The sequence below is a fragment of the Chryseobacterium sp. 14P4.3.2 genome, from assembly GCF_057799275.1.
This window is the reverse complement of sequence record NZ_JBYOKO010000001.1, coordinates 649,691-670,155: the sequence shown is the minus strand read 5'-3', so window position 1 is coordinate 670,155 and position 20,465 is coordinate 649,691. Positions and strand designations below refer to the sequence as shown.

Sequence of the window (20,465 nt, the reverse complement as noted above, 5' to 3'; positions counted from 1 at the left end):
CTGTCCTAAAGCGTGGGTAGCTTTTTGAAAAACTCTTTGCTGCATCTACAGGAATCATCCCTTCAAAAACAAGGAATTCTCACGAAAAAAGGCGAATTTTGAACCTGAAAAACTAATAAAACATGAAATCAATAAGCCCTGTGGAAAAAAGCAATACCCCCCACAAGCAAATGCAACGGCCAACAGCCCCTCATTCCAACGTAGGTACAGAACTTTTGTATAAAAAACTTCAGGAAAGCCTGGCAAGAACCGGCAATATCAATCATCCTGAGACCAGAGAGATTGAAAAAAGTTTTATGATGACTTTGAACATTGATCAGACGCGTACTTATCTCGATCAGAAATCAGGAAGGTATACCTCACAGGCTATTACAGATGATAGCTGGCCATATCCTATTTACATAAGAGCATTTGCTCCATTTAAAACTTTTGGAATGGGCTTTGACGGAGATGGAGAAAACAGAGGATATACGACTTCATTAAGCGCTACTTCTAGATTAAGTCAAAGTTATATTATGGATCCATCCACTCATAAATATACAAATCTAGTGACAAAATCAGATCCATCACATCATCCTATATTTGGAACAAAAACAGCTTCAGACGATAAAGGAAGCGTTTCTGATTTTATCTATAAGGTTAATAAAGATGGTAGTAACACAATATCATGGACTTCAACAATGGCAGGACATAATCCACTGATACCGCTCTCCCCCAATATAAATGTTAAAACTAAATTTTCATTAACGGAGAATACTAAAACTGGGACTTTGGATATTATGGCACAACAATTCGGAGATCGATTTCCAGCGGCTGAAACATTTATCCAAGACACTAAAGGAAATGCCTTGTTTATTGGCGTAAGTCCATATGATGGTAACCCTTATACAAGTTTACCCGGAGAAGATAATGACAGATCTATGATGACTGCTAATTTTAGTGTCAATATTGATAAAAATGGAGTATTCACTGGTATAAAAATGGGTAAAACTATATTTAGTATACAAGAATGGAATACAATGATGCAAAGCACTCCACTAGATGCTGATGATAAGGATAAATCAGAAAAAGGAGGGTCATTTGGCGGAAGAGGAGCAGGTAGACGTTGGTAATAACAATTTAATTTTTTTATGAAAAATATAAAATCCCTATTATTATTAATTGTATGTATGTTAATAATAAATTCATGTACAGAGCAAAAACCTGAACCTGAAATATACTTAATACCTCATGCCTATAGAGGAAAAGTTAATATAATTTTTAATCAATTAAAAGGACAGGAAATTATTTATGAAGGCAATAAAAAAGTATATAAAGTCCCTGAAAACGGGATACTTTTAGTAAAAGCTAAACCTAAATATGGCTTTATAAAACATGAATATTATTTTGTTGATTCTTTAGGTAAGAGAACCCCTATTAATATACTTTTTGACAATCATAAAAACATAAAAGAAATAGGGATATACAGAGATGGTACTGTTGGAACATATGGGAATAGTAATAATCACCAAAACTTAGAATTTCAGGAATTCTATGTAACTGATAAAAAGTCTTTAGATAAATATTTCTCCATTCAATATAATAATGATTTTTTAAAAGCCATTAAACAACTCACAGGAACTGAGTTTTAAATTTTTTACACTTATCCGAACTTATCACTTATGCTTACAGATAGAGAAAACTACCTTGTAAAATTACAAGAAGACTTTTTCCTTTGTCAAGCAATATTTTCTATGGAGAATATCTTGAAATCCTTTTTTTCGACGAGAAAGTCGCAATATATTTTAGAAAGGTAATTTTACAGGAGTTAGAGAATGAAAAGACAACTTATGGTATAGAAGATTGGAATAAACGATTCATCTCTCAACCAACTCAAAAACAAAAATAATTATGAAAAAAGTATTAAAAGTTGTATTCACAAACTGGGTCAATATCTTAACTGTGTATATCTTTATGTTTGGATGGCTATTTATTTCTGAGCTAGTTCCGGGTAATGCAACTTTAAAGGATGCGCTCTATAATACTTTTGGAAGTTTAATTGTTTACTACCTTTCCTTTTGGTTAGGGTTTTCGATGCTAATTGCTTTATTAGATGTTCTATTCTTTAGTTTTGACAAAAAGTCACAATACACAAATTATAAATTAATTTTTGAGTGGTTGCTTATTAGTTTGCCATTTGTTTATTGGCTGATAAATTATAATCAATGGATATTTTTGGTTGCAATATTTGCTTTTTCAATAGGTCAGTATTTAAGACGATCTTATATAGTTAAAATATTGTAGTAGCACACCCCCCCGCTATTGCGAGGGGTTATTATTTTTATGAAGCCACTCCTCATGTTTCTTTTTAAAAAACTCGTGCTTATAATCCTGATTTCGTTTTGCTGCATCAATTGAGTGGGATGTATGAATGTCTCCATCCTCTTCTGCAAAATCCGAAAGCTTCTCATAATAACAATGAAGTTGATCGAGTTCTTTTTCCGTCAAATCTTCAATATCTACAATTCGGTTACTGGCTTTTTCGTTGGCTGCAATCAATTCATTCAATTTTATTTGAATCGCTTTTGAATCTTTATTCTGAGCTTTTTGAATAAGGAATACCATCAAAAAGGTAATGATTGTCGTTCCGGTATTGATAACTAATTGCCAGGTTTCAGAATAGTCAAAAAAAGGACCTGAAACGGCCCATACCACAACGATAAGAAAAGCTCCTACAAAAGCATATGCACTCCCGGTAAATTTCACTGCCCAGTTTGAAAATTTTTCAAAAAAAGTATTACCCTTATGATCCATAGATTTTATTTTTAAATAAATGTATAAAAATAAATCATAAATCGGGAACAGAATATGAATATGAGCGATCTAAATACTTTAGAGCAGGGTCTCTTTCGTCTTACTTTATTTTTCTGAACCGGTGCCACCAGATCAAAAAACCGGTAACCGGTAAAGAACAACCGATAAGAGATACAAAAAAGTAGAGAATAATACTTGGAAGCCCCATAATTTCTCCGGTGTGCAACGGTTTGGCCAAAGCAGAAAACTGTTTATTGAGCGCTTTATCAGTAAATAATTCTTTGGTTTTAAAAACTCCGGTTTTATCAAAAGTAACTTCATCCGGAATCATCATTCCCAAAAGATTCTGGGTGTTAGTTTTAATAACAACGTATCTTGGATTGTCTTTATTAGGCAATTGAATACTGGTAACTGCAGAATACGGTAAATGATAATCTGCAAGTTGCAAAATCTCATCAATGGAGGCTGAGGCTGAGTTCTTAAGATTTTTCTTTTCGTCCTGCTTCTGAAGCATATCTTCCATCAACCCTCCGAAAGCATCATCGCCAATTTCATTTTCTTTTGAAATATGATCTATTGAAGATCCCCCCAAGCTGACAATAAGAATGTTCTTTACCCACGGATAGGTCACATACAAACCGGTAACAGCAATAAAGAAGAGTATCAGAAAGGTATAAAAACCAAGGGTATTATGAAGATCATGATTTATCCGTTGAAATTTTGCCTTCCACATTACGGTTAATCCCTGTTTCAAAAACTTCAGTTTTTTAGGAAGCCAGAGAATAAAACCTGAAACCATCAGCATACAGAACATCAGTACGGATGCTCCTACAACCTGGCGACCTGCATTTCCCATCATAAGATTTCTGTGAAGATCAAGTACCACTTCAAAAAACCTGCCTGATCCAACCTCAGGCTGTCCGAGAATTTCTCCCGTGTATTGGTTATAATAAGTACTTTTATCCAACTGATTTTCCCGGTAGCCCAATACATAGCTTCTTGCTTTATCTACAGGGATGAGTAAAGAAGTAAGCTCTCTGTTCTGCTTTAATAATTCAGCCTGAATCAGATCAGGGCTTTTTACTTTAGCTGATGATGAAGCAATGTACGCCTTGTCTCTGTTGGTAAAATCGGTAATTTGATTTTTAAACGCATAAAGACATCCGGTAAGGCACATTACAAACACGACGATACTTGATAAAAGTCCCAGCCAAAGATGAATGATCCACATCATATATTTCAGGATGGTTTCATTTTTTCTTCTTTTTCTGTAAAGGCTTTTAAACAATTTTTTCATGTGGGGTATATAGCAAAAACATTAAGACCTTTTTACGATCTTAATGTTCTTTAAATTAAAATTAATATGAATGTTTAAAGTTATTTTCGCCCTTTGAACTGAACATTTTTCACGATTTCTTCGAACTTTTTATAATGCTCTGGAGTCAATGCTTTTTGGATAGCTGCTTTTCTCTGGGCATCAAATTTCTCCCAGTATTCTTTAGCTAAATCATTATTTCCGTGGTATACATCGTGAGCATCATTAAATGCTTTTTCAAAAGCGTCATTGGCAGCGTTTACTACTTTGAATTCATCTTCTGAAAGCTGAGCTTCTGCTTTTATTCTCTCCAGTAATGCATTGTCATATCTCGGTCTTTTTCTGGAATTTTCATCAACAAATTTGTTGAACTGTTCCATTTGTGGTGCATCAAGTACTTTCGCCATTTCGATAGACTGCTGTGCTCTCAGTTCTTCATTTTTGATCCCCAGTGCCACACGGTCCATATTACCACCCTGCGCTTTTGCTGCCTGGAAGTTCTGGTCCTGAAGATCCTGGTATTTTTTGGTAATCTCATCAAAGCTTTTTGTCTGATCAGGAGTAAGCTGTACCTCTGTTTTGAACTGGCTGTAATCTACTCCTTTCTTTTTGTCTCCGGAACATGAAGCAAAAATGGCTCCTATCGCAAATACTAAGAATAATCCTTTTATACTTTTCATAATGAATGAATTTTGTTGGTTAGAATTTATAATTCACCTGAACGGCAAAGTTTCTTGGCTGGATCTGATCGATATAACCTCCTCTGAAGTAAGAATTATACCCAACAGCATTGAAGATGTTATTGAAGAATCCTCTTAATCCCACTCCATTTTTGAATGTATATCCTACCTGAGCGTCCACAGTAGTGTAATCCGGCATATTGAAAGGTTTCTCACCAGGCTGCGTACCGTTTACGTGCCCATTATCAATTATAACATCAAGCTTGTAATCATCAACTGGTCTGTTTCCTACATAATAAATACCTGCTCCGATATCAAACCCTGTTAAAGCTCCTGTATTAAATTTATAATTCAACCATGCATTTGCAGAATGTTTTGGAGTATTGATGGGTGCTGATCCACTTACAAATGAAGGACTGTCTTTATACTGTGCATCTACATAAGCCCATCCGGTCATTACCTGAAGGTTTGGAAGGATTTTACCAATTAACTCGACTTCCATTCCTTTTCTTTTAAGCTCACCTGCCAAAGCATATACTCCCAATCCCTGACCATTATTTCCTATAACCTCATAGGACAGATTATCGGTATTAATATTAAAGAAAGTAACATTAAATCTCAATCTCTCATTAAGCCAGTCAGATTTGATCCCTGCCTCCCATTGTTTAGTGGTAGATGCACCTACTGTTCCGCCTCCTGACAACGGATTATTAGAACTTCTTAAAGCAGTAGTACTGGTATAAGAACCAAAGATATTCATGTTTTCGATAGGAGAAATCATAATTCCTAATGAAGGATTCCATGCAAAATCTTTTTCTTTATCTGACCCAATCAGTCTACTGTAACGTAATCCTAAATGTGCTTTTATATATTTGTTAAACGTGATGACATCCTGCGCCATTAATCCCATAGTAGGGGCAACGGTATTGACAGATTTGGCTGTTGATAAGTCAATATTCATTCCTTCAGGAAGAGCATTACTAACTTCATTCAGAACATTGATCACATCACTTCCTTTACTTGCAGCATATGAAGTAGTGGTAACATCAGATTCCTTCCAGTCAAATCCTACCTGGAATGTATGCTTCATAAAACCGGTTTTCACATCGGCCCCCATTAAGTCAAACTGAAATACTTTATTTAAATCTTCTCTATCAGATCTGGTTAAGGTTCTTTTACGAAATTCATTTGGGTTATTTTTATCCAGAGGGGCCAAAGCTGCCCCAACAATTTCTGATTGGTAAGACGAACTCATAAAGGCCGTTCTTAACTTTAATTTTTCGGTAAGTTTTCTTGTAACTGTTGTTGAGAAGTTGAATGTTTCAATTTTCGCATTGTCTGTTGAAAAACCAAGAAATTTTCTTCCTGGCATTTTATAAATAGCTTCAGTATCTCCTTTTGCAAGGTTTACAGTTCCTCTATCCGGAGTGGTATTGTTATGCATATAATCCATCTCCACAACAATTTCAGTTTTATCATCCGGACGAATTGCGATGGATGGATTTACATAAATACGGTCTGTATTGACAAATCTTCTGAAACTATTATTATTTTGATAAGCCGCATTTAATCTAACAGCAATTTTACCCTGTGTATCAAGCACTCTTTGGAAATCAACCGTTGGTCTGTAAAAATCCCAACTCCCATATCTGAAGCCTACATTCGTCTGGTCAATAAATTTAGGAACCTTAGTGACCACATTAATAACTCCCCCAGCGGAACCTAGTCCATCTCCAATTCCCTGAGTGACCGCAGCGGAACCTTTAATTACCTGAATGCTTTCTACTCCCTGCATATCAGTAAGCATGGCTCCTGTACGGAAATCCGAGTCCATCTGTACTCCATTCTTCAAAACAGGAACTCCTCTGTATCCTCTGATAGACATACTTTCTCTGATCCCTCCATAACTTCCAAACTGAGTAACTCCGGGAACATTTTTAGCAACATCAGTGATCGTTAATCCACCCAAATCCTCGATTACTTTGTAAGAAATTACTGAAATACTCTGGATCTGATCTCTGGGTTTCAAAGGTAGTCTTGTAATTGCTTCAAGGCCTTCCGGTTGTTTCTTTCTTTCACCGAATAATTCTACTTCTTCAATTTTTTTATGCTTAATTGAATCGTTTGTTTTCTGTGCGTTTGCAAGAACCCCACCTAATAACAGCAGAGAAAAGGATACTACTTTGTTCATCTGATAATTTTTTGCAAAATTATTGTTTTTATTCATTCTAAATAAACGAAATAAGGTGACATATGTCACCCAAGATAGAACTATCAATATCAGATTATAAACACATCCGGCAGTATGTTGGCAATATCTATAGATTATAACTTTATCATTATGATTAACTTACCATATATAAATTATGGATTAAAGACCATAAATTAAGAAGAGCAGCCTAAATTTAGCTGCTCTCTTAAGATAAGTTTTTAGTATCTGACCGCTTTGTCAAGATCTATCGGATTGTTATTCTTTTTAAAATACTCCTGAATTCTTTGAGTAAGGTCTTTAAACTGTTCGATATTTGTTATTTTTGTTCCCATGACAATCATCTGTCCTCCTGAGTTTTCTTTAAAACTTTTTCTCATTTCTATCAATGGATCATTATACATTTCCAATCTTTTCTTCGTTCTTACTTTTTCAGAAATTTCTAAAGGTTTTCTTCCAAAAAAGGTCTCAATAAATCCTACGGTGTCATAGGTCTCCTTAAGATTCTTACTTTTAATCAAAGTAAAGATAAAGTTTGATTTAGAGTCTTCCAGCTGGAATATCATTCCGGGCAAACCGCAGAATTTATAGGGTCCTTCAGAAATGTTGATATCTTTGGTAAACCAGGCCGTCCAGTCTCTGCCGCCAAAATGAGTAGTTGCCTTTTGCAGAGAATATCCTCCAAAGTTTTTCGTTTCGTTACTAAGTTTCCAGATCATTTTATCTTCTGCAGGATAGCTGTACATATCTTCCCCTATCAATTCATAAATCTGGTTTTTGAATGAATTTCTTGCTCGTTTTACTGACTCAAATCTACCACCATACACATATTCATAGTTTCCATTGACACGGTTGATAGAGTCTGCTTTAAGGTAGTCATACTCATAGAATTTTACCTCTTTAGGATTCACATCCAAAACAAGGTTTATTTTATCCATGTGATCATTGGTAGAGTCACTTTTATATTGCAGTTCATAGATAAACCGATAGGTCTGCCCCTGAATACCCAATCCAAATACAGTTAATAATAAAAAGATGAATTTTTTCATAGTAATTTTTCAACAAATATACATAAATAATAGAACCTTGCAATACACAATAGTGTTATTTTGGCATTAATATGTATAATACACATCATGAAGCTATATAAAAAAATCCGTCCCTTGGAAGGGACGGATTCTATAATCATTGCAAAGTATGCAAGTTATCACACTTTAATTTCAACGTCAACACCGCTTGGTAACTCTAACTTCATTAGAGCATCAACAGTTTTAGAAGAAGAAGAGTAGATATCCATTAGTCTCTTGTGAGCTGAAAGTTGGAACTGCTCTCTTGCTTTTTTGTTAACGTGAGGAGATCTCAACACAGTGAAGATTCTCTTATTCGTTGGCAATGGAATTGGACCGTTTACAACAGCACCAGTAGCCTTTACCGTTTTTACGATTTTCTCAGCAGACTTGTCTACCAAGTTATAATCGTAAGATTTTAGTTTTATTCTGATTCTTTGTGACATTTTTCTAATTTAAAAATTAACCTTTTGCTTTAGCTATGATTTCTTCAGCAACGTTTTGTGGAGTAGCTTGGTACTTCTCTAATTCCATAGAAGAAGTAGCTCTTCCTGATGAAAGTGTTCTTAGAGTTGTTACATATCCAAACATTTCAGAAAGTGGAACAGAACCTTTGATTACAACAGCACCGTTTTTCTCTTCCTGACCACTGATCGTACCTCTTCTCTTGTTAAGGTCACCAATGATGTTACCCATATATTCTTCCGGAGTTACAACTTCCAGTTTCATAATAGGCTCCATAATTACTGGCTTAGCAGCACGTCCCGCTTCTTTAAATCCTAATTTAGCAGCCATTTCAAAAGAAAGAGCATCAGAATCCACTGCGTGGAAAGATCCGTCTTTAAGAACAACTTTAATACCTTCAACTTCGAAACCAGCCAAAGGACCGTTCTTCATTGCAGCTTTAAAGCCTTTTTCAATTGCAGGAACAAATTCTCTAGGAACGTTACCACCTTTGATCTCATTGATGAATTCTAAACCAATTTTACCTTCGTCAGCAGGTCCTAGTTCAAATACAATGTCAGCAAATTTACCCTTACCACCAGATTGTTTTTTGTAAACTTCTCTGTGCTGAGCAACTTTTGTAAGATTTTCTTTGTATTCTACCTGAGGTTGTCCTTGGTTTACTTCAACTTTGAACTCTCTTCTCATACGGTCAACAATGATATCTAAGTGAAGCTCACCCATACCAGAGATAATCGTTTGTCCAGAAGCTTCATCAGTTCTAACTGTAAACGTAGGATCTTCTTCAGCCAATTTAGCTAAAGCGTTACCCATTTTATCCTGGTCAGCTTTAGTTTTAGGCTCAACAGCGATACCAATTACCGGATCAGGGAAAACCATCGATTCAAGAACGATTGGGTTTTTCTCGTCACACATAGTATCACCAGTTTTGATAGATTTGAAACCTACCGCTGCACCAATATCTCCTGCTTCAATATATTCTACAGGGTTTTGCTTGTTAGCGTGCATTTGGTAAATTCTTGAGATTCTTTCTTTATCACCTGAACGAGTGTTCAAGATATAAGAACCTGCATCTAATCTTCCAGAGTATGCTCTGAAGAATGCTAATCTTCCCACGAATGGGTCAGTAGCAATCTTAAATGCTAAAGCCGAGAATGGCTCGTTTACGTCTGGTTTTCTTGTAATTTCAGCGTCTGTTCTTGGATCAGTACCTTTGATATCATCTTTATCCAATGGAGAAGGCAAGTATTTACATACTGCATCCAACATAAACTGTACTCCTTTATTTTTGAATGAAGAACCACAAGTCATTGGGATAATAGATAAATCAATAGTAGCTTTTCTAAGAGCTTCGTTGATTTCTTCTTCAGAGATAGAATCTGGATCTTCGAAGAATTTCTCCATCAAAGTATCATCGTAGTCAGCAACAGCTTCTACTAGTTTCTCTCTATATTCAAGAACTTCATCTTTCATATCTTCAGGAATTGGCACTACTTCGAAAGTAGCTCCTTGTCCTGCTTCATCCCAGATGATAGCTCTGTTTTTAATTAAGTCAACTACACCTTTGAAATCTTCTTCAGCACCGATTGGTAAAACGATTGGAACTGCATTAGATCCTAACATTTCTTTAACTTGTTTTACAACGTTAAGGAAGTCAGCACCTTGTCTGTCCATTTTGTTTACGAATCCCATTCTTGCAACTTTGTAGTTGTCAGCAAGTCTCCAGTTTGTTTCAGACTGAGGCTCTACTCCATCTACTGCAGAGAATAAGAATACCAATCCATCCAATACTCTTAAAGATCTGTTTACTTCTACAGTGAAGTCAACGTGTCCCGGTGTATCAATGATGTTGAAGTGGTAAGGCTTAGTATCAGCAAGAGGTTTTCCTTGATCAGTTGGGAAATTCCAAGAACAAGTAGTGGCTGCAGAAGTAATGGTAATACCTCTTTCTGCTTCCTGCTCCATCCAGTCCATTGTAGAAGCACCATCGTGAACTTCACCAATTTTGTGGTTAACACCTGTATAGAATAAAATCCTTTCTGTAGTAGTAGTCTTACCAGCATCAATGTGAGCGGCAATACCAATATTTCTTGTAAATTTAAGATCTCTTCCCATTTCAGATTAGAATTTAAAGTGTGAAAACGCTTTGTTAGCTTCCGCCATTTTGTGAGTATCACTCTTTTTCTTGTAAGCAGCACCTTCTTCTCTTGAAGCAGCTACAACTTCATTAGCTAATTTCAAAGCCATAGACTTATCATTTCTAGCTTTAGAATATTTGATTAACCATTTCATTGCCATAGAAATTTTTCTATCCGCTCTGATTGGCATAGGAATCTGGAAGTTAGCTCCACCTACTCTTCTAGAACGTACTTCTACGTGAGGCATTACGTTAGTAAGTGCATCTTTCCAGATTTCAAGGGCTGTTTTCTCAGTTTCTCCTTTTTTGTTTTCTACGATCTCTAATGCATCATAGAAAATTTTGAATGCGATAGACTTTTTACCGTCTAGCATTAAGTTGTTTACGAATCTAGTTACCAATTGATCATTAAACTTCGGATCTGGTAACAACGGTCTTTTTTTCGCTTTTGTCTTTCTCATTGCTTCTGTACCTTATTTAATGATTATTTTTTCTTTCCTTTTGCTGGTGCTGCAGCTGCCTGACCTGGCTTAGGTCTCTTAGCTCCATACTTAGATCTTCTCTGTGTTCTTCCGTTTACACCTGCAGTGTCTAAAGCACCTCTTACGATGTGGTAACGTACTCCCGGTAGGTCTTTCACCCTTCCGCCTCTTACCAATACTATCGAGTGCTCTTGAAGATTATGTCCTTCGCCCGGGATGTAGGCGTTAACTTCTTTACCGTTAGAAAGTCTTACCCTTGCAACTTTTCTAAGTGCAGAGTTAGGTTTCTTCGGTGTAGTAGTATATACTCTCGTACATACACCACGTCTTTGTGGACAAGAATCAAGGGCAGCCGATTTGCTCTTCTTGGCAAGCGTGGCTCTTCCTTTTCTTACTAATTGTTGAATAGTAGGCATTTAATTGCTTTTTATTTTAGGGTGCAAAAATAATAATATTTTTTTAATTGACAAGCAGTTATGAGATTTTATTTCTTTTGAAAACATTTTCATTTGTTTTCATTACCATTAAAAAAAGGTTGTGATTTTGGATTATTTCCACTATAGAGGCCTGTTTTAAAAAAATTATTTAAAGGCATTCTTATCATAATCATTATCAGCTAATGAAAAAACCAGCATTGATAAAACGACATGCAAAAAGTTTTTTCATAGTCCAATAATTTCTGATTCCGAATTCAAAACTATAAAAACAGGGAATCAACTTCTATTAACAAATCATTATGTATTTTTTAATAATTATCCAACAAAAAATAATATGCATTTCAAGATGGAAGAAAAGCACATTAGCAGTGTCTATCTAATGATGGTCACTTTTACCTTTTTATTCCAATCAAATTTTTTGACATTATCAATCAATACATCCCGGGTTTCCGGGTTTATAGAATAAATAACTACGCGCTTAAATCCCAGCACGCCATTATCTCCGCTTATCTCTAAAGCCGCAATTTTTTTCCAGCTTTTTGGAGCATGCCCCTCCAGCCATTCTTCGTATGCGACTGCAAGTTCATATTTATTATCGCGGGTATACTCAGAAAGAAATTTTTCAACCTCATCATCGAAAACTTTTTTCCTGATTTTAAAGTCTACCATTTCCATAGATCCCAACCCTACAATATCCAACAAATGAATATCGGAAAAGTAAGTAATTGCTCCAATATCATTAGCAACAACCTTGGATGTATTATAGTATTTATGTAAAAACCTCGCTGACTGGATTTGCTGTTCATAGATATTAGCACTTCCATTAGTAATAAGATTATGAGCATATCCAAACTTATAAACCAATATTATAGTATTAGCCATAATAAAAACTCCTATTCCCGCTTCTGCTTTAAAAGCTGACCAAGGTTTTTCTAAGAAAACCAACAACTTAGGAATGAGAGTCATGCAAAAAGCGACCAGTAGATAAGCTTCATACCTAAAAATACTTTTCATTTCACCGAACAGACAGTGCATGATCAATGTAAAACTAAAAGCAATGAAAAGAAAATTAGCAGATACTATGGATCTAAAATCTATTTTACTTTTATAATCCCTATAAATCAATATCATTCCTATCAGTAATGGAAAAAATCCAATCTTGTAGAAGGTTATATTAAGGATCAGTTTTTTTAAAACGATATCAGCAATCTGCGCTAAAACATTTCCTGAGAAATCGATCAAAGTTCCTTTTACAACTACTGAATTAGGAAAAAAATAACCGCTGCTATGAACATTAAAGTATCCAAAAACAAGAATCGGAGCAAAACCGATAACAAGTACCAGCATAGCATTTTTAAAGTTTCTGATCAGAAAAAAAACAAAGGCAAGTGATACGAAATAGAACATACTTTCAAATCTCACTAACCCCAGCAGCAGAATAGTACAATAAAAAATATAGGTGTAGAGACTCGTTTTAAAACCATTTCCAATCCATTTTTGAAAACAATAAATATTAACAGCAATCACAAATACCTGTAAGACATGTTCCATTCCTGATACAATCTGCACATGCAACACCGATAGAAAAAGAGTAAAGAGACATGCCACAATAACCTGTTTACTATGTAGTAAAAAAAAAGAAAAATATTTAACGAGAACAGCAATAAGCAAGCAGGAAACTACAATATTGAAAATTAACGGTATTAAAGTATGGTTTCCAAAAACAAAAAATAAAAGGCTTATAATACAGGTAAAAACCGGAGATGATGAAGACGATGAAAAAATATACTTTGTAACTCCCCATACTCCATGAAATGCAAAGTTCCTGGCAATAGCCATATGGATGTATGCATCATCTAATATATAGGTAAAATAATTACCGGTACTGGACAGCATAAACAGAATATATAGAAAACATATCCCGAAAAATACAGCAGCTGTAATCAAAAAACTTTTCATCATTTTGCAATATTAAGACTTCCAAACTATTTTAAAAAATTTTTCCATAGTTATCATCTATCAACATTGAAAGCAGTTCGGCACAATATTTCGTAACTTTCGGATATACAAATACGGTTTATGAAGTGGACGTTTTAAATTTCAGCAGACAATCCTGCAAAACGGTACGTATTAATGACCCTAAAAAAATAAATATATACATATGAAAAACGCTAGCATTATCGGTTTAAAAGAGGCCGACTGTAAAAAGATTTCAGACAAATTAAATGTACTTTTAGCCAATTATTCTGTGTTTTATCAGAATACCAGAGGTTCCCACTGGAACATTAAAGGTGATCAGTTTTTCACGCTTCATCCGAAGTTTGAAGAATTATACAACAGCCTGGTTCTAAAGATTGATGAAATTGCAGAAAGAATCCTTACTCTGGGAGCTACTCCTGCCCATAACTACTCTGATTATTTGAAAGTAGCAACCATTAAGGAAAGTAAAGAAGTTACTGACGGCACTAAAAGTGTTGAACAGATCCTGAATTCATTCAAAGTGGTTCTTGATCTTCAAAGAGAACTTTTAGATATTACAGATGAAGCAGGAGATGAGGGTACCAACTCACAAATGAGCGACTATATTACCGAGCAAGAGAAGGAAGTTTGGATGTACAATTCCTATCTGGGAAAATAACTCCACAAGAGCATTGAAATATTTCAAAAAAATCGTCTTACATTTAGACGATTTTTATTTTTTATTTTTATATTTGCGTTAAAATTACACATATTATGAACGATGTAAGACTGAACTCCATTCTGGATAATGATTTCTATAAAATAACCATGCAAAATGCGGTGGTAAAACTATTCCCCAGTTCAATTGTAAAATATGAATTTATCAATAGAGGGAAACACCAGTTTCCTGATGGTTTTGATAATGCTCTAAGGGAAGCTGTAAATAAAATGGCTGAACTTAAACTTACCAAAGATGAGAAAAAGTTTATGGCAAGAACCTGTCCTTATATTGACCTTCCTTATCTTGATTTTCTTGAAGGATATCACTATGATCCGTCAGAAGTAAAGATTCATCAGGAAGGAGGTGACCTTTCTGTAAGCGTGGAAGGACTTTGGTATAGAACTATTCTTTGGGAAGTTCCCTTATTGGCACTTATCAGTGAACTGCACTACGAAATGAATCATATGGAAAGAGATTCTAATGAAGTGGTAATGAGCAAGACAATTGAAAAAGCTGATGCATTAGGCAGACTTGGAGTGACCTTTGCAGAATTTGGAACCAGAAGAAGACATTCTTATAAGGTACAAAATCTGGTAATGGAAGCTTTAAATCAGAAAAAAGAATCTACATTTATCGGAAGCTCAAATGTTCATTTTGCTATGAAATATGGTGTAAAACCTATCGGAACACATGCCCACGAATGGTTTATGTTCCATGCCGCAGAATATGGATTCAAAATGGCCAATGAACTGGCTCTGGAACATTGGGTGGATGTATACAGAGGAGACTTGGGAGTTGCGCTTTCCGATACCTATACTACAGATGTCTTCTTTCAGCAATTTGACAAAAAATTTGCTAAACTTTTTGATGGCGTACGTCATGACAGTGGTGACCCACTGGAATTTGCCGATAAAACTATCGCACATTATCAAAAGAACGGCATTAATCCTATGTTTAAATATATTATTTTCTCAGATGCACTTAATCTTGAAAAGGTAGAAGAAATTACAAACTACTGCCGTGGAAAAATAGGGATCTCTTTTGGAATAGGAACCAACCTTACCAACGATGTAGGCTTAAAGCCAATGAACATTGTCATGAAACTGATTGGGGTACAGGCTCCCAATAAGGAATGGATTCCTACCGTAAAACTTTCTGATGAGCATGGTAAATATACCGGTGATCCTAAAATGATTGAACTGGCTAAAGAATTTTTAAGAATAAAAGATTAATATAACCTCATTAAGAACATTAGATATAACCTCGTAACCATCGAGGTTTTTTTTATCCTATCATCATTTGAAATTCAGGTCTCAGAAATTTATTGGGTTTTATTATATTTATCAAAACAAAACAATGTGATATCGAGAACATTATTTATCACATCCCTCCTCATCTCAACAGTCTCCTTGGCACAGGAGAAAAAGACCGATAAGCCCAAATTCAACCAAGAGCTAGCCACTTCTCTTGGTGCAGACCAATATGGCATGAAAGCTTACACCATTGTAATGCTTACGACCGGTTCTGCAAAAATTGAAGACAAAGCTCAAATGAGTACTTTAATGAAAGGGCACATGGAAAACATTGGTAAATTGGCCAATGATGGAAAAATAGTAGTGGCAGGTCCTTTTCTGGGAAAAAATAAGGAAAACTATCGGGGAATGTTTATTTTCAATACAAAATCTAAAGAGGAAGCTGAGCAATGGGTAAAAACAGATCCCGCAGTTCAGGCCGGAGTTTTCAGCTATGAGATCTTCCCTTGGTATGGATCGGCTGCATTGCCTTTATACCTAAAACATCATGAGGAAATATCAAAAGAAAATCCATAAAGATCTATAGTAAAAAATGTTCTGCAAATTTTGAAGAATTGAATCCAACTTAAAAAAAATAAATGAGTCTACTATCAAACGTAATTTGGGCTTTTCAGCGTAAAAACTACCAAAACATTGAAGATTTCAATCAGGAAATTACAGATTACCAAAGCTGTATTTTAAATGAAAAAGCAAACTGGGAACCTTATGAAGTTGTTATTAGCTTCCCTGAAATAGACATTTGCTATGAAGCATGGATAAAAGGAAAAGAAGAGATTGAGGGCAACGAAACACTAATTGGAAATGAGGATGAAGTTTTTCACAAAGACAATAGCGATCACGGCTTTTTTGAGGTGAAACTTCGTGCGAAGCTGAAAGCCGCTAATGGCAAAAACTTCATCGCTTTGGATCTGCTGTACCAGTTAGAAAATCAGGTCAATAACAAAGATCTTGGTGATCACATTTTTTTTGAAGGTCTCATTCCACAAGATCCCTCAGAACAAAAAAAAGACGGTATGGTATACTACATGTATCTGGGAAGCTAAATAAAAACAAAACGGATATATAAAAATAATTACATTTATACTTTAATACTGATATAGTATTCTAACCGATAAAAACACAAATATGAGAATAAAAGACAAAAACCCCGCCTTACTGCTAATAGATATTCAAAAAGGATTTCTTGATGAAGACTATTGGGGAGGAAACAGGAATAACAAAACCGCAGAACAAATCAGTGGAAAATTATTAGAAAAATGGAGAGAATTAAATTTACCCATATTCCACATCCGACACCGCTCATTAAATCCTAACTCGAAACTACATGAAACCAATACCGGCTTTGAATTCAATGATTATGTAATACCCAAAAACAATGAGCCTGTCATTACAAAAAATGTAAATAGTGCTTTTATAGGAACGAATTTAAAGGAACAACTTGACCATCAAAATATAACTACATTGGTTATCATTGGAATCACTACGAATCACTGCGTTTCAACTACAACAAGAATGGCAGGAAATTATGGTTATGAAACCTACTTAATTTCAGATGCAACTGCAACATTCGACAGAATTGGAATACATGGAGAAAAGTATGATTCAGAATTAATACACCTGACCACTCTTGCTAATTTAAATGATGAATTTGCTATTGTATGGAATGCCGAAAAATTATTAAATGAATTATAACAAATTAAATAGTACAGGGAAAAGGAGATGTTATAACACTGTTTTAAACATTATAGTAAGGGCACCATGGAATATTCATTCTCATCACTAAAAAAACAAATCACTATACAACACTATTGTGATTTATTTTTAACTATATTAGTATCTCATTTTCAGATTTATACAAATTAAAACTATCAAAAAAATTAATTCCATGAAAAAAAATGCACGTATCAAAACCTTCGAGAACTGAACTGAAAGATGTATTCGGCGGGTATTTATATCCAGCAGGATACCATGGTGAAGGCATGATCAGATGTCCTGACGGCTCAACCACGATGACTTTATATGTATGGGGGAAGATGCCAACCGGCAGCCATTTGCAAACCAGTGGTTCTTGAACCATTCCATGACATCAAACATCCTTTCTTCTTCATAAAACTTGGTCGCTGCCTGTACGCCAATAGCCATTTCAATAACTGCCTGTGTGGCACACACAAAAGGAGACAATGGCAAACCCGGAACTTCATCAAAAGATACAGCATTGAAACTAACAAAATAAAAAATGATCATCCATAGATTTCATAGGAAGTCTTCCATTCATACAATACCCTACTTGTTCAAGTAATAAAAAAGAATATTTAATAAAAAGAATAAAAACAATTAAAATTACCTAAAACAAAGACACAATAGATAAATAATTGATTATCAAATGTAAATTTCACTATTAATTTGGTTAATATGGAGAATATTATTATATTCGGTAAAATAAAACTTTACCCTATGAAGAAAATACTATTCTTGAGTTCAATGGCACTCGCCACTATGAGCAGTGCCCAGATTTTAGTGACTGAAAGCTTTGAAAACGCAACCAGCCCTGGCTTTGTAATAAGCGGTGGTTATACCGGTACTGCCGCAACCTATATTGGAAGTACCTGTGATGGAAATACATTCATCGGTGCTGAAGTATATGGTTTAAGTACAGCAACCAGGACAGTCAATTTAATCTATACAAAGCCGGCGAGCATAACTGCTAACGGTAAAAAAATTGATATTTCTTTTGCGTACACAACACAGCCATATGATGCAAGCAGTTCTATTGGAGGTACTATTACTGTAGCTTATTCAACCGATGGAGGAGTCAACTATACCACAGTAGGCTCTCCTATCACGTTAACGAGTGCGGCACAAACATGTGCTCCGTTTACAGGTACAATCCCTGAAAGCGCCAATGTCAACGGAAACTTTATGCTGAGAATTCAAACATTGGGTACAACAGGTGGTACATATGATTTTTTTAGCTTTATAGACAATGTTAAAATCAAACAGGAAGTTACTGCAACGCCTGCCTGTACTACAATAAGCAGCCCTGTAAGCGGAGCAACCGGAGTTTCCGTACGCCAGCAGATTACCTGGGCACCTACAGCCGGAGCTGAAGCTTATAAAGTAAAAATTGGGACTACTTCAGGAGGTTCAAATATCTTCTCAGGAAGTACCTATGATACTTCCTACACCCCTACAGCCTCTGCCCCACTACCTCCAAATACAACTCTTTATGTAACGGCCACGCCTACCAACGCTTTGGGAGATGCTACAGGATGTCAGGAAATATCATTCACTACAGGAGCTAATCCAATTACACCTTATTGTGGACCACTTCTTGCCAGGTTGGGTACTTATCCTATTTCCAATGTTGTTTTCAGTGATATGACCAACGCATCGAGTGCCACTGTAACAACAAACCCTATGGATGGCCAGGAAAATTACACCAACAAAATAGCGAATGTTACCAGAGGGACTTCTTATCCTATTGCGTTAACAGCAACTTCAGTGGGAACTACAAACAGATTTGGGTTTACAGTATTTATAGACTGGAATCAAAACGGAAGTTTTGCCGATCCGGGAGAGTCTTATTTTGTAACTTCTGATTTTGCAGGAGGAACAGGTACTCCTTTAACTGTTAATAAAAATATTACAGTACCGGCTACGGCTGCTTTAGGGAATACAAGAATGAGAATTAAGTATAATTTTAACAGTTCTACAACTTCTGTAAGAACAGAATTATCAGATCCATGCAGTGATATCAGCCAGGGACAGGCAGAAGACTACACGATTAATGTAGGAACTGTATTAGGAACTTCTGATGTAAACATGAATAAAAAAGCAGATATCTCTGTTTATCCTAATCCGTTTAAAGACATTCTGAAAATTTCTGATACTAAAGGAGTAAAATCAATTGTTATCAGTGATGTTTCCGGAAGACAGCTGAAAACTCTTAAAGCCAGCAATGAGCTAAATCTTTCTGACCTGAATTCTGGTCTTTATCTGATCAGCCTTCAAATGGAAGATGGAACAGTAAAAACTTTAAAAGCAGTTAAAAAATAATCAATAAAATTTTTTAATAATAGTTATTAAGCGGTAGTTTTTACTACCGCTTTTTCTATATGAGTATCTAAGTTTAAAATAGATTAAGTCATTTCATGAAAACAATTCAGCTATTTTTTATTTTACTGCTAGCTGTAAGCTGTCATAATCAAAATATATTTGAGATTGAAACGATAGAAACAGATAAGAACATTATTGATGAATTAAGTAGTTTAAAAGATATTCATCACACGGCTCTGCTCTATAAAGATAAAATTTATGATGTGTGGTACAGCTGTTCCGGAGAATGGGGCGGTACTGTTTATTTTAAAAATAAAAAATCAGGAAAGATTCACTATACCACAGCTACATGTCCTGTTTCTGTAAATAAAATTGACGGCACTTATTATGTTTCCGCGTCAATGTCACATGGTTTTGGAAATTCCTATGTTTTAGAGATTAAAAATCCTGAGATAATGGAAGAAACTACTAAAATCCATCCTTATAATCCTGGCATCATCACACGAGAGTATGAAGCTCACACCTCAAAAGGGGTCAGAAAATTAGCAGATTCCAGTGGAGTCTTAATAATGTCAAGTTTTGTGTATAATAAAAAGTTGTATTCAATTCTGGCCAACAATGGAAAAACAAAAACGACCATTTCAGAATTGAACAAAAATAAGTTTCATACCGTTCAGAAAATTGATCCGGACCTGTTTTCTTATGATCCAATCATTAATAAGGAATCAGAAACCCATCAAAGAATTTATATTCAGCATCCAAAACCGGCTATGCTTGATATAAGAAACAACAAAATTAAAGTCGTTTTATTTAAAAAGAGTAATAAATAAA

General features: G+C 35.2%; 21 protein-coding genes. 11 read left to right on the top strand and 10 right to left on the bottom strand.

Going from position 1 to position 20,465, the window contains the following annotated elements; genetic code table 11:
• Nucleotides 1-122: 122 nt before the first annotated feature.
• The 3 genes from AC27VX_RS03055 (at nt 123) to AC27VX_RS03045 (ending at nt 2,283) form a co-directional block, all read left to right on the top strand.
• The gene (locus AC27VX_RS03055; protein WP_236857118.1) at nt 123-1,112 is read left to right on the top strand and encodes a hypothetical protein; all 990 of its coding nucleotides are present in this window, start codon (nt 123-125) and stop codon (nt 1,110-1,112) included.
• Nucleotides 1,113-1,130: 18 nt separating this feature from the next.
• Nucleotides 1,131-1,631 (top strand): DUF6843 domain-containing protein, encoded by a 501-nt coding sequence (locus tag AC27VX_RS03050; RefSeq protein ID WP_236857117.1) that lies wholly within the window; start codon nt 1,131-1,133, stop codon nt 1,629-1,631.
• A gap of 259 nt (nt 1,632-1,890) precedes the next feature.
• Nucleotides 1,891-2,283: a hypothetical protein gene (locus AC27VX_RS03045; protein ID WP_236857116.1), complete on the top strand. Its 393-nt coding sequence runs from the start codon at nt 1,891-1,893 to the stop codon at nt 2,281-2,283.
• 15 nt (nt 2,284-2,298) lie between these two features.
• Here the strand turns inward: AC27VX_RS03045 and AC27VX_RS03040 are convergent, their stop codons facing one another.
• From AC27VX_RS03040 to AC27VX_RS02995, 10 genes are all read right to left on the bottom strand, one after another.
• Entirely contained in the window at nt 2,299-2,793 is a 495-nt protein-coding gene (locus tag AC27VX_RS03040) for a low affinity iron permease family protein (protein WP_488693783.1), read from the bottom strand.
• Nucleotides 2,794-2,893: 100 nt separating this feature from the next.
• Nucleotides 2,894-4,090, bottom strand: a complete 1,197-nt coding sequence (locus AC27VX_RS03035) for a PepSY-associated TM helix domain-containing protein (protein ID WP_488693781.1) — start codon at nt 4,088-4,090, stop codon at nt 2,894-2,896.
• 80 nt (nt 4,091-4,170) lie between these two features.
• The gene (locus tag AC27VX_RS03030; RefSeq protein ID WP_236857113.1) at nt 4,171-4,788 is read right to left on the bottom strand and encodes a hypothetical protein; all 618 of its coding nucleotides are present in this window, start codon (nt 4,786-4,788) and stop codon (nt 4,171-4,173) included.
• A 19-nt stretch (nt 4,789-4,807) separates the two neighbouring features.
• On the bottom strand, nt 4,808-6,979 hold the full coding sequence (locus tag AC27VX_RS03025; protein ID WP_488693779.1) for a TonB-dependent siderophore receptor: 2,172 nt from the start codon (nt 6,977-6,979) through the stop codon (nt 4,808-4,810).
• A gap of 239 nt (nt 6,980-7,218) precedes the next feature.
• Nucleotides 7,219-8,046, bottom strand: a complete 828-nt coding sequence (locus tag AC27VX_RS03020) for a GLPGLI family protein (RefSeq protein ID WP_300686068.1) — start codon at nt 8,044-8,046, stop codon at nt 7,219-7,221.
• A gap of 158 nt (nt 8,047-8,204) precedes the next feature.
• On the bottom strand, nt 8,205-8,510 hold the full coding sequence (rpsJ, locus tag AC27VX_RS03015; protein ID WP_002661363.1) for a 30S ribosomal protein S10: 306 nt from the start codon (nt 8,508-8,510) through the stop codon (nt 8,205-8,207).
• Nucleotides 8,511-8,526: 16 nt separating this feature from the next.
• Nucleotides 8,527-10,644 (bottom strand): elongation factor G, encoded by a 2,118-nt coding sequence (fusA, locus tag AC27VX_RS03010; RefSeq protein WP_236857111.1) that lies wholly within the window; start codon nt 10,642-10,644, stop codon nt 8,527-8,529.
• A 6-nt stretch (nt 10,645-10,650) separates the two neighbouring features.
• Nucleotides 10,651-11,127, bottom strand: a complete 477-nt coding sequence (gene rpsG / locus AC27VX_RS03005) for a 30S ribosomal protein S7 (RefSeq protein ID WP_034684795.1) — start codon at nt 11,125-11,127, stop codon at nt 10,651-10,653.
• A gap of 23 nt (nt 11,128-11,150) precedes the next feature.
• Nucleotides 11,151-11,564 carry a 30S ribosomal protein S12 gene (rpsL, locus tag AC27VX_RS03000; RefSeq protein ID WP_002983146.1) on the bottom strand — a complete coding sequence of 138 codons (414 nt, stop codon included), beginning with the start codon at nt 11,562-11,564 and terminating at the stop codon, nt 11,151-11,153.
• A 393-nt stretch (nt 11,565-11,957) separates the two neighbouring features.
• Nucleotides 11,958-13,547: a DUF8728 domain-containing protein gene (locus AC27VX_RS02995; RefSeq protein ID WP_488693771.1), complete on the bottom strand. Its 1,590-nt coding sequence runs from the start codon at nt 13,545-13,547 to the stop codon at nt 11,958-11,960.
• Between the two features lie 199 nt (nt 13,548-13,746).
• Here AC27VX_RS02995 and AC27VX_RS02990 point away from each other — a divergent pair, with 199 nt between their 5' ends.
• The 8 genes from AC27VX_RS02990 to AC27VX_RS02955 all read left to right on the top strand — a co-directional run bounded on the left by AC27VX_RS02990 (nt 13,747) and on the right by AC27VX_RS02955 (nt 20,464).
• On the top strand, nt 13,747-14,223 hold the full coding sequence (locus tag AC27VX_RS02990; RefSeq protein WP_236857109.1) for a Dps family protein: 477 nt from the start codon (nt 13,747-13,749) through the stop codon (nt 14,221-14,223).
• A 95-nt stretch (nt 14,224-14,318) separates the two neighbouring features.
• Nucleotides 14,319-15,497 carry a nicotinate phosphoribosyltransferase gene (gene pncB, locus AC27VX_RS02985; RefSeq protein WP_236857108.1) on the top strand — a complete coding sequence of 393 codons (1,179 nt, stop codon included), beginning with the start codon at nt 14,319-14,321 and terminating at the stop codon, nt 15,495-15,497.
• 126 nt (nt 15,498-15,623) lie between these two features.
• Nucleotides 15,624-16,094 carry a YciI family protein gene (locus AC27VX_RS02980; RefSeq protein ID WP_488693768.1) on the top strand — a complete coding sequence of 157 codons (471 nt, stop codon included), beginning with the start codon at nt 15,624-15,626 and terminating at the stop codon, nt 16,092-16,094.
• Nucleotides 16,095-16,156: 62 nt separating this feature from the next.
• Nucleotides 16,157-16,621 carry a hypothetical protein gene (locus AC27VX_RS02975; RefSeq protein WP_488693766.1) on the top strand — a complete coding sequence of 155 codons (465 nt, stop codon included), beginning with the start codon at nt 16,157-16,159 and terminating at the stop codon, nt 16,619-16,621.
• An 82-nt stretch (nt 16,622-16,703) separates the two neighbouring features.
• Nucleotides 16,704-17,270 (top strand): cysteine hydrolase family protein, encoded by a 567-nt coding sequence (locus AC27VX_RS02970; protein ID WP_488693764.1) that lies wholly within the window; start codon nt 16,704-16,706, stop codon nt 17,268-17,270.
• A 203-nt stretch (nt 17,271-17,473) separates the two neighbouring features.
• Nucleotides 17,474-17,650, top strand: coding sequence for a hypothetical protein (locus AC27VX_RS02965; RefSeq protein ID WP_488693762.1), 177 nt, complete (start codon nt 17,474-17,476; stop codon nt 17,648-17,650).
• Nucleotides 17,651-18,032: 382 nt separating this feature from the next.
• On the top strand, nt 18,033-19,634 hold the full coding sequence (locus AC27VX_RS02960) for a GEVED domain-containing protein (protein WP_488693760.1): 1,602 nt from the start codon (nt 18,033-18,035) through the stop codon (nt 19,632-19,634).
• A gap of 95 nt (nt 19,635-19,729) precedes the next feature.
• Entirely contained in the window at nt 19,730-20,464 is a 735-nt protein-coding gene (locus AC27VX_RS02955; protein ID WP_488693758.1) for a hypothetical protein, read from the top strand.
• Nucleotide 20,465: the final 1 nt, after the last annotated feature.

Coding starts and splice junctions, on each gene's coding strand:
- pncB (WP_236857108.1), top strand. CDS start 14,319: ATGAACGATGTAAGACTGAACTCCATTCTGGATAATGATTTCTATAAA.
- AC27VX_RS03055 (WP_236857118.1), top strand. CDS start 123: ATGAAATCAATAAGCCCTGTGGAAAAAAGCAATACCCCCCACAAGCAA.
- AC27VX_RS02960 (WP_488693760.1), top strand. CDS start 18,033: ATGAAGAAAATACTATTCTTGAGTTCAATGGCACTCGCCACTATGAGC.
- AC27VX_RS03025 (WP_488693779.1), bottom strand. CDS start 6,979: ATGAACAAAGTAGTATCCTTTTCTCTGCTGTTATTAGGTGGGGTTCTT.
- AC27VX_RS02990 (WP_236857109.1), top strand. CDS start 13,747: ATGAAAAACGCTAGCATTATCGGTTTAAAAGAGGCCGACTGTAAAAAG.
- rpsL (WP_002983146.1), bottom strand. CDS start 11,564: ATGCCTACTATTCAACAATTAGTAAGAAAAGGAAGAGCCACGCTTGCC.
- AC27VX_RS03030 (WP_236857113.1), bottom strand. CDS start 4,788: ATGAAAAGTATAAAAGGATTATTCTTAGTATTTGCGATAGGAGCCATT.
- AC27VX_RS03020 (WP_300686068.1), bottom strand. CDS start 8,046: ATGAAAAAATTCATCTTTTTATTATTAACTGTATTTGGATTGGGTATT.
- AC27VX_RS03050 (WP_236857117.1), top strand. CDS start 1,131: ATGAAAAATATAAAATCCCTATTATTATTAATTGTATGTATGTTAATA.
- AC27VX_RS02955 (WP_488693758.1), top strand. CDS start 19,730: ATGAAAACAATTCAGCTATTTTTTATTTTACTGCTAGCTGTAAGCTGT.
- AC27VX_RS02965 (WP_488693762.1), top strand. CDS start 17,474: ATGCACGTATCAAAACCTTCGAGAACTGAACTGAAAGATGTATTCGGC.
- AC27VX_RS02995 (WP_488693771.1), bottom strand. CDS start 13,547: ATGATGAAAAGTTTTTTGATTACAGCTGCTGTATTTTTCGGGATATGT.
- AC27VX_RS03040 (WP_488693783.1), bottom strand. CDS start 2,793: ATGGATCATAAGGGTAATACTTTTTTTGAAAAATTTTCAAACTGGGCA.
- AC27VX_RS03035 (WP_488693781.1), bottom strand. CDS start 4,090: ATGAAAAAATTGTTTAAAAGCCTTTACAGAAAAAGAAGAAAAAATGAA.
- AC27VX_RS02975 (WP_488693766.1), top strand. CDS start 16,157: ATGAGTCTACTATCAAACGTAATTTGGGCTTTTCAGCGTAAAAACTAC.
- rpsG (WP_034684795.1), bottom strand. CDS start 11,127: ATGAGAAAGACAAAAGCGAAAAAAAGACCGTTGTTACCAGATCCGAAG.
- fusA (WP_236857111.1), bottom strand. CDS start 10,644: ATGGGAAGAGATCTTAAATTTACAAGAAATATTGGTATTGCCGCTCAC.
- rpsJ (WP_002661363.1), bottom strand. CDS start 8,510: ATGTCACAAAGAATCAGAATAAAACTAAAATCTTACGATTATAACTTG.
- AC27VX_RS03045 (WP_236857116.1), top strand. CDS start 1,891: ATGAAAAAAGTATTAAAAGTTGTATTCACAAACTGGGTCAATATCTTA.
- AC27VX_RS02970 (WP_488693764.1), top strand. CDS start 16,704: ATGAGAATAAAAGACAAAAACCCCGCCTTACTGCTAATAGATATTCAA.